The 15,140-nt window shown below is 71.7% G+C and carries 13 protein-coding genes; 10 read left to right on the top strand and 3 right to left on the bottom strand.

The features are described 5' to 3' along the window. Positions 1–12: 12 nt before the first annotated feature. A complete protein-coding gene (locus KM427_RS20635) occupies positions 13–1,269 on the bottom strand; it encodes an MFS transporter (protein ID WP_215525145.1) in 1,257 nt (418 codons plus the stop codon). A 55-nt stretch (positions 1,270–1,324) separates the two neighbouring features. On the opposite strand from KM427_RS20635, the gene KM427_RS20640 reads away from it, so the two are divergent. Continuing rightward, positions 1,325–2,308, top strand: coding sequence for an ArsR/SmtB family transcription factor (locus KM427_RS20640; protein WP_183591670.1), 984 nt, complete (start codon positions 1,325–1,327; stop codon positions 2,306–2,308). Here KM427_RS20640 and KM427_RS20645 read toward each other — a convergent pair. Next, entirely contained in the window at positions 2,286–4,277 is a 1,992-nt protein-coding gene (locus tag KM427_RS20645; RefSeq protein WP_215525146.1) for a thioredoxin domain-containing protein, read from the bottom strand. The two genes, KM427_RS20640 and KM427_RS20645, sit on opposite strands and share 23 nt — an antisense overlap. A gap of 189 nt (positions 4,278–4,466) precedes the next feature. Between KM427_RS20645 and KM427_RS20650 the strand changes: the two genes are divergently transcribed. Then, positions 4,467–5,240: an IclR family transcriptional regulator gene (locus tag KM427_RS20650; protein ID WP_183591673.1), complete on the top strand. Its 774-nt coding sequence runs from the start codon at positions 4,467–4,469 to the stop codon at positions 5,238–5,240. On the opposite strand, the gene KM427_RS20655 is transcribed toward KM427_RS20650, so the two are convergent. After that, positions 5,233–6,600 (bottom strand): amidase, encoded by a 1,368-nt coding sequence (locus tag KM427_RS20655; protein WP_215525147.1) that lies wholly within the window; start codon positions 6,598–6,600, stop codon positions 5,233–5,235. The two genes, KM427_RS20650 and KM427_RS20655, sit on opposite strands and share 8 nt — an antisense overlap. A gap of 293 nt (positions 6,601–6,893) precedes the next feature. Between KM427_RS20655 and KM427_RS20660 the strand changes: the two genes are divergently transcribed. From KM427_RS20660 to KM427_RS20695, 8 genes are all read left to right on the top strand, one after another. Beyond that, positions 6,894–7,778: a branched-chain amino acid ABC transporter permease gene (locus KM427_RS20660; RefSeq protein WP_183591675.1), complete on the top strand. Its 885-nt coding sequence runs from the start codon at positions 6,894–6,896 to the stop codon at positions 7,776–7,778. After that, on the top strand, positions 7,775–8,794 hold the full coding sequence (locus KM427_RS20665; protein WP_215525148.1) for a branched-chain amino acid ABC transporter permease: 1,020 nt from the start codon (positions 7,775–7,777) through the stop codon (positions 8,792–8,794). The genes KM427_RS20660 and KM427_RS20665 overlap by 4 nt, the downstream gene beginning before the upstream one ends. Then, positions 8,791–9,540, top strand: a complete 750-nt coding sequence (locus KM427_RS20670; RefSeq protein WP_183591677.1) for an ABC transporter ATP-binding protein — start codon at positions 8,791–8,793, stop codon at positions 9,538–9,540. The genes KM427_RS20665 and KM427_RS20670 overlap by 4 nt, the downstream gene beginning before the upstream one ends. Then, positions 9,537–10,259, top strand: coding sequence for an ABC transporter ATP-binding protein (locus tag KM427_RS20675; RefSeq protein ID WP_183591678.1), 723 nt, complete (start codon positions 9,537–9,539; stop codon positions 10,257–10,259). The genes KM427_RS20670 and KM427_RS20675 overlap by 4 nt, the downstream gene beginning before the upstream one ends. A 69-nt stretch (positions 10,260–10,328) precedes the next feature. Then, the gene (locus KM427_RS20680) at positions 10,329–11,552 is read left to right on the top strand and encodes an ABC transporter substrate-binding protein (RefSeq protein WP_215525149.1); all 1,224 of its coding nucleotides are present in this window, start codon (positions 10,329–10,331) and stop codon (positions 11,550–11,552) included. Positions 11,553–11,635: 83 nt separating this feature from the next. Continuing rightward, the gene (locus KM427_RS20685) at positions 11,636–12,835 is read left to right on the top strand and encodes a CaiB/BaiF CoA transferase family protein (protein ID WP_215525150.1); all 1,200 of its coding nucleotides are present in this window, start codon (positions 11,636–11,638) and stop codon (positions 12,833–12,835) included. After that, positions 12,832–13,644, top strand: coding sequence for a cyclase family protein (locus KM427_RS20690; protein WP_183591681.1), 813 nt, complete (start codon positions 12,832–12,834; stop codon positions 13,642–13,644). The genes KM427_RS20685 and KM427_RS20690 overlap by 4 nt, the downstream gene beginning before the upstream one ends. Beyond that, positions 13,641–15,134, top strand: coding sequence for an MmgE/PrpD family protein (locus tag KM427_RS20695; RefSeq protein WP_215525151.1), 1,494 nt, complete (start codon positions 13,641–13,643; stop codon positions 15,132–15,134). The genes KM427_RS20690 and KM427_RS20695 overlap by 4 nt, the downstream gene beginning before the upstream one ends. Positions 15,135–15,140: the final 6 nt, after the last annotated feature.

The raw sequence follows: 15,140 nt of genomic DNA on the forward strand, positions 1-15,140 counted from the left end.
ACGGCGCCGGGCTCAGGCCACCAGCTCGACCTGCGGCGTACGACGGGTGGCGGCCGCGCGGGACACCGCGGCCACGCCCACCCCAGCGAGTGCGAACAGCGCCGCGAGGAACGCCCAGCCCGGCAGCCCGTGGTCGACCGCGGTCGCCGTGACCAACGCGGGCGCGACCATGCCCGCGACGGAGTAGCCGGTCTGGGAGAGCCCCTGGTAGCGCCCCGCGCTGGCGGGATCGGCGAGCTCGAAGGCGAGACCCCAGGCGCCGGCCTCGCACCAGACCTCGGCCCACGAGCCGAGCGCCTCGGCGAGCAGGAGGAGCACCACTGCCAGCACTGCCCCGGTGCTGCCGGCCGCGGCGTAGAGCAGGCAGCCCGCGGCGAGCAGCAGGCTGCCGCGGCGTACCGTGCGACCGGCCACCGCCACGTCGTGGGTGCCCCGCGCCGCGCGGACCTGGAAGAGCGCGACGATGACGGTGTTGAGCACCAGCAGTACCGACACGACCACGGCGGGCGCCTCGGTGCGCGTCACGATCCACAGTGGGACGCCGACGGAGGTCATGCCGAACTGCATCGCGACGATCGAGTTGAGCCCGACCACGGTCAGGTACGTGCGGTCGCGCAGCGGTGACGGGCCGACGACGCGGTCGACCGCGAGGTGCGCGTCCATCTGCGCGCCGAAGCCCACGGCCCGGCCGCGCAGGCCGGTCAGCGGCACCGTCGCGGCGAGCGCGATGACGCCGACGGCGACCATCGTCAGCTGGTACGCCGCGGCGGTGTCGACGAGCAGGGCGGCGCCCGCGAGCACGGTCCCGATGCCGATGAACACGTTGGTGATCACGCGCAGCCGGGCCCGGATCTCGACCCGCTCCGCACCCGTGAACCAGCGCGCCTGGACCGTCGCCTTGGCCGTCCCCTGCAGGCTGCGGCTGCCGACGGCGACACAGGCGACGAGCACGAAGGTCAGCGCGCTGTCGGCGGCCACGTAGGCCAGCAACGCCAGGCCCTGCACGGCGTTCGCCCCGAGCTGGAGCCGGTCGGCGCCGATCCGGTCGGCGGCGTACCCACCCAGGAAAGACATCAGCACGCCGACCGCGCCCGCGATCGTCAGGCCGACGCCGACCGTGGTCGCGGCCAGCCCGATCACCCGGGTGAAGTAGAGGGCGCTGACGCTGTAGAACAGGCCGGTCGCAAGCGAGGCGGCGATGGTGGCGGAGGTCAGGGCCCGTTCGACGGGATCGGTCGGGAGCAGCAGGCGGCGGAGACGGTCGAGCACGGCAGAGTTCTCTCACGCGATGCGCGGCGCCACCATTGATGTAGCGTTGTGCTTCATGGTCGGGCGGATCGAGTACGAGCTGGCCGGTGCCGACCTCGGCGAGGTGCGGTTCGCCCTCTCCCCGATGAACGAGCTCACGCTCTCGCTGCGCACCTGGCGCGAACCGGGCCGCTACCCCCTCCAGCTGCCTTGGCTCCACCTCACCCAGGCCGCCCGGGCCGAGCTCGACGGCGAGATGCTGCTCGCGCTCACCAACGACAGCCTCTGGACCCCGGACTTCCTGACCCCGCGGCCGTGGACGCCGCTCACCCGCTTCGACGACGAGCTGGCCGCGCTCGCGCAGACGCCGCTCGACGTGGTCCGTGACGACATCGCCGAGGTGCACCCCGACCCGGCGACCCGGCCGGCCGTGCTCACCGGCCGCCGCGACCGGGTGCTGCGGCGCATCACGACCGCGCTCGCGGCGTACTGGACCGCCTGCTTCGAGCCCTGGTGGCCGCGGATGCGGGCGGTGCTCGAGGCGGACATCGTCTTCCGCGGCCGCACCATCGCTCGCGAGGGGCTGGCGGCGATGTTCGCCGGCCTCTCGCCTCGGATCCGGCTGGTCGACGACGTGCTGCACGTCCACTTGAGCTCGAAGGTCGGCTTCCGGCGCAGCACCGCCGGAGAGGGGCTGACCCTCGCGCCGTCGCTGTTCACCCGCAACGCCACGGCGCCGATCTCGGCCGAGGAGCCACCGCTGATCCTGTACGGCGCCCGCGGCGCCGGCACCCTCTGGGAGAGCGAGCGCCCCGCGGCGCCGCGGGCCCTGGCCGGGCTGGTCGGCGAGGTCCGCGCGCGGCTGCTCGCGGTGCTCGACTCCCCCGCGTCGTCGACCGAGCTCGCGATCCGGCTGGGCGTGACCACGAGCGCGGTCAACCAGCACCTGCGCGCGATGCGCGACGCCGGGCTGCTCAGCTCGGCGCGGCACGGGCGCTCGGTGCTCTACCTGCGCTCCGGGCTCGGCGACGAGCTGGTCAGCGCCGCAGCGCCGCGCTGAGGTCGCCGGGCGCGGTCACCGGTCGCTCGCACACGAAGTTGCGGCAGACGTACGCCGCGGGTCGTCCGTCGACCGGGCCCCGGCCGGCCAGCAGCGGGATCTCGTCGCTCGCCGCACCGGCGACGACCACGACCGCCCCGGCGTGCCTGCGGGCCAGCCGCTCCAGCTCGTCGCGCTCGTCGGACTCCGCGCCGACGATCGCGACCTCCAGCGGCCCGCCCGTCATCGCGACCGCCGCGGCCAGGGACCAGCCGGCGAACCGGGGTGCCTTCTCGGCGATCACCGCCACGGTCGCCAGCGCCGCCTCGGCGGCGTCGCGATGCCGGCCCGAGCCGGTGACCGCGGCGTACGTCGACAGCGCGTCGACCATCGCCGACAGCCCCGAGGGCGAGGCGTTGTCGGAGGGGTCGCGCGGGCGCGCCACCAGGGCCTCGGCGTCGTCCGCGGTGTCGAAGAAGCCGCCGTCGTCGGCGCGGAAGTGCTCGAGGGCGACGTCGAGCACGGCCCCGGCACGCTCCAGCCAGACCGCGTCGCCGGTCACCTGGAGCAGGTCGAGGAAGCCGGCCGCCACGCAGCCGTGGTCCTCCAGCACCCCGGCCGGCGCGCCGACGACACCGTCACGGGAGACCCGGCGGAGCCGCCCGTCGACGACGTGGACCCGCCACAGCAGCTCGCCCGCCTGCCGGGCGGCCTCGACGTACTCCGGCAGCCCGATCAGCCGGCCGGCTCGGCAGAGCCCGCTGATCGCGAGCCCGTTCCACGCCGCGACCACCTTGTCGTCGCGCGCGGGCCGCTCCCGCAGGTCGCGCGCCTCGCGCAGCCGGCGCTGCACGTCGAACCACCGGGGCAGCTCCTCGACCGGAGGGTCCGTCCGCAGCTGGAGGACCGAGGTGCCGCGCTCGAAGGTGCCGGCCTCCGTCACCTCCAGCAGGTCCGCCGCCCACGGGCCGTCGTCAGGCCCGAGCACCGCGGTGAGCTCGCCCGGCGTCCAGACGTAGTAGGTGCCCTCCTCCCCCTCGGAGTCCGCGTCGAGCGCCGACGCGAAGCCGCCTTCGGCGGTGCGGAGCTCGCGGAGCAGGAAGCCGCCGATCCCCTCGGCGGCCCAGACGCCCTCGGCGGTGCCCCACTCGGCGTACACCCGCAGCAGCAGGGCGTTGTCGTAGAGCATCTTCTCGAAGTGCGGCACCACCCAGTCGCGGTCGACGGAGTAGCGCGCGAAGCCGCCGCCGAGCTGGTCGTGGATGCCCCCGCGCGCCATCGCCTCGAGCGTCGCATCGAGCATCCGCCGGGCCTCGGTCTGCGCACCGTCGCCGCCGGAGATCCGCAGCAGGTACTCCAGCACCATCGACGGCGGGAACTTGGGCGCGTTGCCGAACCCCGCCGTCTGCTGGTCGAACTCACGGGCCAGCGTGATCACCGCGCGCTCCAGCAGCTCCGGCCACTCCTGCTCCGCCCCACCCGTCACGAGGCTCTGCGAGGCCAAGTGCTCGCGCAGCGTCCCGGCGACCCGCGCGACCTCGTCACCCCGGTTGACCCAGGCGTCGGCCAGCGCCTCCAGCACCTGCCGGAACGACGGCTGCCCGTGCCGCGGCCGGTCCGGGAAGTAGGTGCCCGCGAAGAACGGGTTGCCGTCGTGGTCGAGCACGCAGGTCATCGGCCAGCCACCCTGACCGGTCATCGACGTGGTCGCCTGCATGTACACCGCGTCGACGTCCGGCCGCTCCTCGCGGTCGACCTTGATGCTCACGAAGTGCTCGTTGAGGTACGCCGCCGTCGCCTCGTCCTCGAACGACTCGTGGGCCATCACGTGGCACCAGTGGCACGCGGCGTACCCGACGCTCAGCAGCACCGGCACGTTGCGGCGCCGCGCCTCCTCGAACGCATCGGGTCCCCACTCCCACCAGTCGACGGGGTTGTCCGCGTGCTGGAGCAGGTAGGGGCTGGTCGCGGACGCCAAGCGGTTGGACACACACGCCACGCTAGCCGCTCCGTCGCGGGTGACTCACGCACCTGACGTATCTGCTCCGAATCCGCGGATCCGCGACACTGAGGTCAGGTACGACAGAGCCTGGCGAAGGCGTCAAGCTCACCCGCAAGCACCCGGTTTCTCCTGTAACCTTGTTCCGATCACTGGAACAATTGCCTGAAGGGGATGCGAGTGGCCGCGATCGAGAGTCAAACCCAGGCCGGTGCGGTTCGTCGCGCCGCGGGCGTCCTGGCCCTGTTCACTGACTCCCCGTCGCCCACGCTCGGCATCACCGAGATCGCGCAGGCGATGGGGCTGTCCAAGGCGGTGGTCCACCGACTGGTGACCTCGCTTCGGGAGTCTGGCCTGATCGAGGCCGACCCCGCCTCCCGGCGCTACCGGCTCGGGCCGATGGCGCTCGCCCTGGGCCTGGCCTACCTGGCCCACGTCGACCTGCGCGAGCGGGCCCATCCGGTGCTCGAGCGCCTGAGCGCGCTGACGCACGAGACCGCCACGCTCTCACTTCGCCAGCACTGGCACCGGGTCTACATCGACCAGGTCAACCCGCCCAGCGAGGTGCGGATGACGGTTCCGATCGGACGGCCGTTCCCCCTCCATGCCGGCGCCTCGTCCAAGGCGTTCCTGGCCTTTCTCAACAAGGAGGACCAGGATGCCTTCTTCGCGACCCAGCCACGTGAGGCACTGACGGCGAACACGACCACCGACGAGGCGACGCTGCGCAAGGATCTCGATCGGATCGTCCGTCGCGGGTACGCCCGCTCCAGCGGCGAGCGTCTGGCCGACGCCCACTCCGTCGCCGCCCCCGTCCTGGATCATCGCGGCGAGGTCGTCGGCGTCATCTCCGTGTGCGGCCCGACCGAGCGGTTCGCCTCGTCGTGGGAGCAGGCGGCCGAGCACTTGCTGACCGGCACTCGAGACCTGTCCCGTCAACTCGGCTTCAGGTAGTCGCCGAGGCCGAACCCGGCCATGGCACCGGCGTGAGACGGGTCTCGATCCTCGACCCGACGGCGATGAGCTCGGCTTCGCGGTGCGCGCCACCGATCAGCTGAACACCGACCGGGAGGCCCCCGGCCAACCCCGTCGGCACGCTCATGGCTGGAAGTCCGGTCAGGCTCGCGGCTGCCGTGTACCGGCACATCGAGGTCTCCATCGGCTCCACCGTTCCATCGGGCCACCTGATACCGGGATCGGCGGCGACCGGCGCGCGGTACGGCGTGCCCGGTGTCAGCAGCACGTCCACGTCCGTCAGCAGACGGGCCAGCTCGGCTTGAAGCGCACGTCGCGCTTCGCCGGCCGCCAGGTATCGCACGGCGGGGAAGTCCAAACCGGAGCGGAGGATGTCCCGCAGCGCGGGGTCATAGGCGGGTTCACCACCCTCCGCGCGGAGGAACCGCTCGTGCCAGTGGCTGCCTTCGGGCAGCATGAAGTCGAAGCCCAGTCGAACATGGGCGTCGAGATCCCCGAGCGCGACCTCCCGCACCTCGTGGTCGGCCGCCAGCAGGTCGGCGCTGGCGCGCATGGCCGCGGCCTGCTCGGGCTCGACGGCACCCAACGAGCTCTCCACGAGCACGCCGATCCGCAGCCGTTCGCGCACGGGGACGGGCGGAGGCAGGTCGGGGCGTCGGACGGCCGCGAACGCCGCCCCCGCGTCCGGCACGGTCCGAGTGAGAACGCCCACGCAGTCGAGGGTCGTGGCCAGCGGCAGGACCCCGACCGTCGACACGGCACCGAGGGTGGGCTTCAGCCCGACGACCCCGCACATGGTCGCAGGCATGCGCACCGATCCGAGGGTGTCAGTGCCCAGGGCCCACATCGCAGTGCCCGCCGCTACCGCCGCCGCGGAGCCGCCACTGGAGCCACCCGCCGTTCGCGCGGGATCCCAGGGGTTGTTGGTCTGCGGCGTGCGGACGCCGAAGGCGAACTCGTGCGTGTGCGCCTTCCCGAGCATCACCCCGCCGCACGCCTGCACCTGCCGCACGCACTCCGCGTCTCGCTCCGGGCGACGGCCGGCAAGCACCCGCGAGCCCGCTTCGGTCGGCAGGGCGGACGTGTCGATCATGTCCTTCACCCCGAACGGGATGCCGTGGAGCGGGCTCGCGGCGGAGGCCAGGCTCGACTGCAGCTCCCGCGCCCGGAGCGCCAGATCGGCAGGATCAGCCAGGCTTGCCCAGGCGTGTACGGCGGGCTCCGTGTGCTCCAGCCGGGACCACGTGGCATCCAACAGGTCTTGGATCGACATCTCGCCGGAGCGCAGCGAGTCAGCGGTCTCAAGCAGGGAGAGGTCAAGGGGCGTGGCGCCGGGCATTCGCACTCCTCACATCGAGGTCTTCAAGGCAACCCTCCCGGTCACCAGGCCCACGGCCCCGGGGCGGTCCGTCTCGGAGTCGGGACAGGCATCCGAGGCGGACAGATGCTAGCCGAGCGGACTCAAGATCCGGCAACAGGTTCACGGCAACGTCGTTCCGCTCCGACAAACACTCCGCGGCGCTCGAACTCCAGAACAGCGCATTTCCGGTCAATTGCTTGACAGCGACTGTTCCTCTCGGTGAGTGTTGAGAGGAACCATGTACCGCCAACCGGAACACTGTCGGAGGCAACTTGATCACCACCTTGCTGACCGGGCTCGCCGCCGGCTCACTGATCTTCGTGGTCTCGAGTGGCCTCACCCTGGTGCTGGGTGTGCTCCGGATCGTGAACTTCGCCCACGGCGGGCTGTTCCTGATCGGTGCCTACTTCGCCTACCAGTTCCAGGGCGGCGCCGCGCACAACCCGGCCTCCTTCGCCCTGCTGGTGGTGGCCGCCGGTCTCGCCACCGCGGTGATCGGAGTGCTGGTGGAGCGGTTCCTGCTCCGGCCCTTCTACGACCACTCCGCCGAGTCCATGCTGCTCGCGACGTACGCCGTGCTGCTCACCATGCAAGGCGCCGTGCAGATGATCTGGGGAAGCAGTCAGCACACCCAGCCGCGACCCGAGGGCCTGGGCGGAGCTCTCACCCTGGGCGACACGGTGATTCCCCGCTATGACCTGATGCTCATCGTGGTCGGGCTGCTCATCTTCGGCGGGCTGCAGTGGCTGATCTACGGCACCGGGTTCGGTCGCCAGGTGATCGCCGTCGCGGAGGACCGATACATGGCCTCACTCCTCGGCATCGACATCTCCCGGATCTTCATGGCCACCTTCGCCGTCGCGATCTTCCTCGCCGGCGTCGGCGGCGCGCTGGCGGCGCCGACCCTGAGCATGACGCCCAACCTCGCGACGACGTTCATCCTCTACTCCTTCGCCGTGGTGATCATCGGTGGCTTCGGCAGCATCAGCGGCTCGCTGATCGCCAGCCTGCTGCTCGGCGTACTCGCCAGCTTCCTGGGCACCCACGCGCCGGAGCTCGCCGACTTCGCCCTGTACCTCCCGATGCTGCTGATCCTGTTCTTCCGTCCCGAGGGCCTGCGCGGTCGTGGCGCCGGCCGTGAGGTGGTCATCGCATGAGAGCCCTATTGGGGAAGGCCGTCGCAGCGAGGCGCGCGCTGGCCCTGGCCGCGCTGGGCGTGCTGTTCGTGGTCGTGTACCCGCAGCTCGCCACCGCCGGCCAGCTCTCCTTCGCCAACACCGTGGTGATCGCGGTGGTCTTCGCCACCAGCACGAACCTGCTGTTCGGCCAGGCGGGCATTCCCTCGTTCGGCCAGGCCGGGTTCTTCGGCGCCGGCGCGTACGCCGCCGCGCTGGCCGCGCACGAAGGTCTTCCCGTGATCCTGTGCCTGCTGATCGGGATCCTGGCCGGCGCACTGGTGGGTGTGGTGGCCGCCGCGGTCGCGTGGCGCAGCGCTGGGCTCGCGTTCTCGATGCTCACCCTGGCTTTCGCCCAGTCGCTCTACACCATCGCGATCCGCACGGACGCCCTCGGCGGCTACAACGGGCTCGCCGGGTTCCCCTTCAGCCGGGTGCTGGGCATCGAGCTGTCCGACCCGGGATACGTCTGGTACTTCGTGGCCGTCTTCGCCGCTGTGATCGTCGCCGGCTTCTGGCAGGTGTCCCGCTCCCCCTTCGGTCAGATCCTGCGCGCACTGCGCGACGACCCCGTCCGCACGCTGTTCCTGGGCATCAACGTCCGGGCCTACCGCACCCTGGCGTTCGTCCTCGCCGCGGCCGGCGCCGGAGCCGCCGGCGCCCTCTCCGCCTACGTCAACCAGGTAGTCACCCCGGACTCGCTGTACTGGACCGCCTCGGCGGTACCGGTGATGATGCTCGTCCTCGGCGGCATGGGCCACTTCGCCGGCCCGGCCATCGGCGCCCTGCTCTACGCCGTGCTCGAGCACTACCTCTCGGCGTGGACCACGTCCTACATCTTCTTCCTCGGCATCCTGGTCTACCTGGTGCTGGCCCTGCTGCCCGACGGGGTCGTCTCCCTGCCGCGCACGGTCCGCTACTGGATCAGGCGGGGCGGGGGCGACCCGCCGACACCCGACGAGGTCGAACTGCGCGAGACGGAAGGTGCGGCCCGATGAGCCTGGAGATCGAACTGCGCTCGGTCACCAAGCGGTTCGGCGGCAACGCGGCGCTCGACGGCGTGGACCTGCACGTCCCGGCGGGTCAGATCCACGCCGTGATCGGACCCAACGGCGCGGGCAAGAGCACCCTCTTCGGCGCGGTCGCCGGCGAGCTCCCGCTCGACACCGGCACTGTGCTCCTCGACGGTCGGGACGTGACCGGCGCCAGCCCCCAGCGCCGCGTGCGGCTCGGGATCGGGCGGGCCTTCCAGGTCGCCCGGCTGTTCCCGACCCTCAGCGTGCGCGACAACATCGTCGCCGCCGTGCTGTCCCGACAAGGCAAGTCGCTCGTGTTCTGGTCCGCCCGTGCGGTCCGAGCCGCGCGGGTCGAGGCGGAACACCTGCTCGACGAGCTGCGCCTCGGCGACCTGACCACTCGACTGGCCGGTTCGCTCTCCCAGGGTGACCGGAAGCGCTTGGAGATCGCCATGGTCCTGGCGTTGTCGTCGCGGGTGCTGCTGCTGGACGAGCCGACCGCCGGGATGTCGCCCGAGGAGACCGAGGCGACGGTCCACCTGGTCCGGCAGCTCTGGGCGGAGCGCGAGCTCACCGTGCTGATCACCGAGCACGACATGGACGTCGTCTTCGGTCTCGCGCAGGCGGTGACCGTCATGTACCGCGGCAGTGTGCTCTGCACCGGTGACCCGGAGACGGTCCGTGCCCGGCCGGACGTGGCCGACGTCTACCTCGGAGGAGTCGAATGAGCGAGCCGGTTTCCGACCGACTGACGGTGTCCGGGCTCGATGCCTGGTACGGCACCGCCCATGTCCTCTTCGGACTGGATCTCACCGTCGAAGGTGGACGCACCCTGGCCGTGCTCGGCCGCAACGGCGCGGGCAAGACCACGCTGCTGCGCAGCATCGCCCGGGGGATGGTGACCACCACCGGGGAGGTGCGGCACGGGTCACACCGTCTGGATCGGATGCGCCCGGACCAGGCCGCGCGCTCCGGCGTGCAGCTGGTCCCGGAGGACCGGCGGATCCTGACGTCGCTGAGTGTCGAGGAGAATCTGCTGCTGGGCCATCGAGCGTGCGGCGGGCGAGAGAAGCGCAGCGTCGCCGAGATGGTCGAGATGTTCCCGTTGCTCGAGAATCTGCTGAGCCGGCGAGGCTTCGCGCTCAGTGGCGGGGAGCAGCAGCTCGTCGCGATCGCCCGCGCGATGATGGCCAGTCCGACGCTGCTGTTGCTGGACGAGCCGTCCGAGGGCCTCGCGCCGCGGATCGTCCAGGAGGTCGGCGAGGGGCTGCGCGCCATCAAGGAGCGGTACGCCGTGACGGTCGTCCTGGCCGAGCAGAACGTCAACTTCGCGATGCAGAACGTCGATGACGTGTGCGTGATCGACGACGGGCGAATCGCCTTCCAGGGAGGAGGTGCGGAGTTCCAGGCGCGACCGGAGATCCGTGATCGCTACCTCAAGGTCTAGCGCGAGCCGGTCGGCCCGGCGAAGCCAACCAGTCCCTGTCACACCACTCTCGGCAGAGGAAGTAGAACAATGCTGAAATCAACGAAGATGCTGTCGCTCGTGGCGGTCGCAGCACTCATGACCACCGCCGGATGCAGCAGCAAGGCCTCGCGAGACGCGGAGAAGGCCGAGAGCTCCGGGCCCATCAAGGTCGGTCTGGTCGCTGTCATGTCCGGACCGTTGGCGGAGATCGGGGAGTCGCACAAACGCGGCGCCGAGCTCGCCGTGCAGCAGATCAACGCCGAGGGCGGCATCGACGGTCGGGAGATCGAGCTCGTCATCAAGGACGAGAAGGGCGACCCGAACACCTCGGTCCAGATGGCGCGTGAACTGCTCAGTGACGGCGTCAAGCTGATCGCCGGCTACACGCTCGATCCCGACTGCCTCGCCGCCTCGCCGATCATCTCCGACGGCGGCGGAGTGCTGGTGGGCCTGAGCTGCCAGGGCGACGCACTGACACAGGCCAGCCTGACCGACAACTACTTCCAGCTGGCGCCGAGCAACACCATGCTCGCCAATGCGACCGCTGACGTCGCCGAGGCCACGGGTCTGGAGACCTGGCAGGGAATCGGGCCGGACTACGACTTCGGCCGCGAGGTCTGGACCCGGTTCGCGGACGCGCTGGGCGAGGACAAGACCGGGAAGGACGTCTACGTCCCGCTGGACGCCACCCAGGTCGCGCCGTACATCAACTCGCTGCTCTCCGCGCTCCCCGACGACAGTGCGAAGAACACCGGCCTGTTCATGTCGACCTTCTCGGCGACCACGATCGGCCTCGTCAAGCAGGGTGAGCCCTACGACTTCTTCGGTCGCTACGGCGAGGTCATCAACCTCGGCGGCTCGACGCCGACCGCCGAGGCGCTCGGCGCCGACACCCCGCCGATGACCTTCGTCTACGACTACTTCGACGAGGCGTACGACAACGACGTCAACACCGCCTTCGTCGACGGCTACCGCGAGGCCCACTCGAAGCGGCCCAACGCCTGGTCGTACGAGGGCTACGCCGCGATCCTCGCGATCAAGGCGGGAATCGAGGCGGCCGGCAGCGCCGACGCCGACAAGGTCGCCGACGCGCTTCCCGGGATGAGCTTCAGCGGCCCCAAGGGCACCTTCGAGTTCCGCGCCGAGGACCACCTCCTGATGTCGCCGGTCACCGCCTGGAAGGTCAAGGGGGACGCCTCGCAGGACGAGGGCTTCGCCGTGCTGAACAGCCGCGCCATCCCGGCCGAGGACGTCGCACCGGCCGTGGAGTGATCGTCGAGGGGTCCGGCCTCCCGGCGGCCGGACCCCTCCACTCTCCCGCTTCACCCGTCCCAGGACTTCAGAAAGGCTGTCTCATGGTCACCGAGCGCATGCCGCTCGATGGGCTCCGCGTCGTCGACGTCTCCACCATCCTCGCCGGCCCCCTCTGCTGCCAGATCCTCGGCGACTTCGGCGCCGACGTGATCAAGGTGGAGCACCCCAGGCGGGCCGACGGCATGCGCGGACACGGCCCGAGCAAGGACGGCGTTCCGCTGTGGTGGAAGGAGATCGGCCGCAACAAGCGCACCGTCGCCGTCGACCTCAAGTCCGAGGCAGGGGCGGAGGTCCTCAAGCGCCTGGCTGCCACCGCCCACGTCCTGGTGGAGAACTTCCGGCCCGGTGTGCTCGAGCGCTGGGGCCTGGGCCCGGAGGTGCTGCACGAGATCAACCCGGGCCTGGTCCTGGTGCGCGTCACGGGGTTCGGACAGTCCGGCCCCTACGCACACCGGGCCGGCTTCGGCACCCTGGCCGAGGCGATGAGCGGGTTCGCCGACCTCACGGGACAGCCCGACGGCCCGCCCACACTGCCCGCGTTCGGCCTGGCCGACAGCATCTGCGGCATCGCGGCCTCGTCCGCCGTCCTGATGGCCCTGCGGCACCGCGACGCCACCGGCGAGGGCCAGGTCGTCGACCTGAGCATCCTGGAGCCGATCATGGCCGCGGTCGGGCCGGGGCCCACCGTCTACCAGCAGCTGGGCCACCTGGAGCAGCGACGTGGCAACCGGTCGGCCAACAACGCGCCCCGCAACACCTACCGGACCCGGGACGGCTCCTGGGTCGCGGTGTCCACCAGCGCCCAGAGCATCGCCGAGCGGGTGCTCACCCTGGTGGGCCACCCCGAGGTCATCGCCGAGCCCTGGTTCGCCACCGGGCACGGCCGGGCGGCGCACGTCGACCTCCTCGACGGCTACGTCGGCGACTGGATCGCCGAGCGCGACCGGAGCGAGGTGCTGGCCGCCTTCGAGGAGGCCGGCGCCGCGATCGCCGCGGTCTACAACGCCCGCGACCTCGTTGAGGACCCGCACGTGCGTGAGACGCAGATGCTCACGGAGGTCCCGGACGACGATCTGGGCGACGTGCTGCAGCACAACGTGATGTGGCGGATGCAGAAGTCGCCCGGTCGGATCCGATTCACCGGCCGAGCCCACGGCGCCGACACCGACGAGGTACTGGCCGAGCTCGGCTTCGACGATCAGCAGATACGTGAGATGAGAGAGAGCGAGGCCGTCAAGTGAGTGACCCGCTGCTGCACCTGGTGCAGGCAGGAGTCAGGTATGTCGATCTGGGGCGCCAGCTGCGCACCGGGATGCCGCAGTCGCCGAACCACCCGGCGTTCCACCACTCGCTCCCTCGCCGACACGGCGACATGGAGCGGGCCGACGGCGGCAGCGCCGCCAACGACATGATCAGCACCGGCACCCACGTCGGCACCCACATCGACGCCCTCGCCCACGTCTCGCAGGACGGGCGACTCCACGGCGGCGCCGACGCGCGCGAGGCGGGCCTGGGCGGACGGTTCGACGAGCTGGGCGTGCACACGATCGCCCCCATGCTCCGGCGCGGCGTGCTCCTGGACATCCCCGGTCTCCTGGGGATCGAGCGCTGTGCGGACGGCTACGAGATCACGGTTGCGGACTTGGAGGCGGCGGCCGCGCGCCGCGGCCTCGAGGTCGGCGCGGGCGACGTGGTGCTCGTCCGCAGCGGCTGGGGTCAGCGCTTCGCTGAGGGTGCACCGTACGTCGGATTGGACAGCGGCGTCCCCGGCATCGGCGAGGCGGGCGCACACTGGCTGGCCGACCGCGGGGTGCACGCCGCCGGCGCCGACACCATCGCCTTCGAGCGCCTGGCCCCGGGGGGCGGACACGCGACGCTGCCCGCACACCGGGTGCTGCTCGTCGAGCACGGCGTCTACATCATCGAGGCGCTCGACCTGGAGGAGCTGGCCCGGGAGGACCGGCACGAGTTCACGCTGGTGCTGATCCCGCTCAACATCTACGGCGCCACCGGCTCCCCCGTCCGTCCGCTGGCGGTGTTCGCACAGTGAGCGACGACCGGACCCTCGTGGAGCAGCTGGCCGAGTTCGCGGCCGGTGTCGAGACCGCCACGCTCCCGGCCGACGTGGTCGACAGCGTACGTGCGCGGGTCATGGACACGCTCGGCATCGCGGTGGCCGCGGCCGACCTCGACACCAGCGTGGCGGCTCGCCGCTGGGCGGTCGCCCAGCGCGCGGCCGGGCCCGCCGACGCGGTCGGCGTACCGACGCCGCTGCCGGCGAACCTGGCCGCCTTCGTCAATGGAGTGCTCGCGCACTCCCTCGACTTCGACGACACCCACCTCCCCTCCGTCTTGCACCCGAGCGCCACGGTGGTGCCCGCTGCCCTGGCGGCGGCCCAGCGGGTCGGCGCGGACGGAGCCGCCTTGATCCGTGCGATCGCGGTGGGGCTGGAGGTGTGCGTCCGGCTCGGAATGGCCGGGTACGACGAGGAGGCGGGCAACTCCACCTTCTTCGAGCACGGCCAGCACGCCACCTCGATCTGCGGCGCGATGGGCGGCGCGGCGGCCGCGGCCATGCTCACGGGGGGAGCCGCCGAGGTCCGGCACGCGCTGGGCATCGCCGGCTCCATGGCGTCGGGCATCATCGAGGCCAACCGCACCGGCGGCACGGTGAAGCGGCTGCACTGCGGCTGGGCCGCGCACGCCGCGGTCTCCGCGGCCGAGCTCGCCGAGCTCGGCGTCACCGGTCCCCCGACCGTGCTGGAGGGCCGCTTCGGGTTCTTCCAGGCCTGGCTGCACGGCCGCTTCGATCCCGGCGCGGTCACCCGCGGGCTGGGCGAGGAGTGGGCGGTCCCCGACATCTTCTTCAAGCCCTACCCGGCGAACCACTTCACGCACGCGGCCGTGGACGCCGGGCGGGCGCTGAAGGCACGGGGCGTGACCCCCGAGCTCGTGCGACGCCTGGTCCTCGGCGTACCGGCCCCCAACCTGCGCACGATCGGCGACCCGATCGAGGTCAAGCGTGCGCCCGAGACCGGCTACATGGCCCAGTTCAGCGGGCCGTACGCCGTCGCGGTGGGCCTGCTCGGCGGCGGTGGCCTGGGCGCCGCGTTGGAGGACTACACCGACGACCTGGCACGCGACCCGCAGCGCCGGGCGCTGATGGCCAAGGTCGACGTGGTGGCCGACGAGCGCTGCACGGCGATCTTCCCCCGCCAGTTCCCGGCCGTGCTCACCGCCGAGCTGACCGACGGGAGCGTCGTGGTGGAGGAGGTGCTCAGCAACCGCGGCGGTCCGCAGCGACCGCTGTCGTTCGCGGAGCTGACGACCAAGTTCGAGGCCAACACCCGCCGCGGGCTGTCACCCGACCAGGTCCGCGACCTCGCCGGGCTCTGCCGGCGCCTCGAGACCTGCACAGACCTGCACGATCTGACCGGGCCGCTTGCCGGAGTCGACGCCGAGCGGACGCTCGGTCCGTCCGACCCCGCACGGCGCGCAGCCACCGATGACCACGGGGACGCCGCGGCGTCCCGCAGCTGAGGAGAG

The sequence above is a fragment of the Nocardioides sp. LMS-CY genome, assembly GCF_018732145.1.
In the GTDB taxonomy this organism is placed as follows: Bacteria; Actinomycetota; Actinomycetes; order Propionibacteriales; family Nocardioidaceae; genus Nocardioides; species Nocardioides soli.

Coding starts and splice junctions, on each gene's coding strand:
- KM427_RS20675 (WP_183591678.1), top strand. CDS start 9,537: ATGAGCGAGCCGGTTTCCGACCGACTGACGGTGTCCGGGCTCGATGCC.
- KM427_RS20655 (WP_215525147.1), bottom strand. CDS start 6,600: ATGCCCGGCGCCACGCCCCTTGACCTCTCCCTGCTTGAGACCGCTGAC.
- KM427_RS20670 (WP_183591677.1), top strand. CDS start 8,791: ATGAGCCTGGAGATCGAACTGCGCTCGGTCACCAAGCGGTTCGGCGGC.
- KM427_RS20640 (WP_183591670.1), top strand. CDS start 1,325: ATGGTCGGGCGGATCGAGTACGAGCTGGCCGGTGCCGACCTCGGCGAG.
- KM427_RS20680 (WP_215525149.1), top strand. CDS start 10,329: ATGCTGAAATCAACGAAGATGCTGTCGCTCGTGGCGGTCGCAGCACTC.
- KM427_RS20685 (WP_215525150.1), top strand. CDS start 11,636: ATGGTCACCGAGCGCATGCCGCTCGATGGGCTCCGCGTCGTCGACGTC.
- KM427_RS20665 (WP_215525148.1), top strand. CDS start 7,775: ATGAGAGCCCTATTGGGGAAGGCCGTCGCAGCGAGGCGCGCGCTGGCC.